Genomic DNA, 605 nt, shown 5'->3' with positions numbered 1-605 from the left:
CCACCACCCCCGACGACGTACGCGGCCCCTACGACACACGCCAAGACGCCGCCGAAGATCTCCATTACCTCATCGACGCAGAACTCCACCTCCGCAAAGGTGTCACCTACCACCTCGGATGGGTCGAGGTGGAGAAATGACGAACCGCAACAAAGCCAAGGGTGACACCGAGGAGCGGGCAGTCCTCGCCATCCTCCGCGCCGCAGGATTCCCCCACGCCGAACGAACCAGGGCAGGCAGGGCCGAAGACCAAGGCGACATCTTCCTCGACAACGCTGTCGGCCTCGCGCCCAGCGTGATCGCCCAAGTCAAGAATGTCGCAACCCCAAACTGGACCGCATGGCTGAGAGAACTCGACGACCAGAAGCGGCGATCGAAGGCGGTGCACGCATTCCTGACATGGAAGCGCTCCCGCCCTGGAGGTAAGCCGCCGCACCGGCTCGCCATCATGCCGCTGGCCGATTACGCCCAACTTCTACGAGAAGCGGGCTACGGCGATCCATTCGAAATCGATTCTGCGCCAACCGAAACCGAGGTGAAATAGCATGAGCGGCCTGGTAAAATTCAGGTATCACTTCACCTCCACCGCAACAGCTTTCGGCATC

Annotated in this window: 1 protein-coding gene; it reads left to right on the top strand. The window is 61.5% G+C overall.

What is annotated here, in order from left to right:
- Positions 1-136 precede the first annotated feature (136 nt).
- Positions 137-544: a hypothetical protein gene (locus tag M1L53_RS33080; RefSeq protein ID WP_261949520.1), complete on the top strand. Its 408-nt coding sequence runs from the start codon at positions 137-139 to the stop codon at positions 542-544.
- Positions 545-605 lie beyond the last annotated feature (61 nt).

This window comes from Rhodococcus sp. T9N, from assembly GCF_024436645.1.
In the GTDB taxonomy this organism is placed as follows: Bacteria; Actinomycetota; Actinomycetes; order Mycobacteriales; family Mycobacteriaceae; genus Rhodococcus_F; species Rhodococcus_F qingshengii.
Note: the sequence above shows the minus strand (reverse complement) of the source record. Positions and strands in the feature narration are given on the sequence as shown.

Excerpts from the sequence above, each read along its gene's own strand:
- M1L53_RS33080 (WP_261949520.1), top strand. The coding sequence starts at position 137 with ATGACGAACCGCAACAAAGCCAAGGGTGACACCGAGGAGCGGGCAGTC.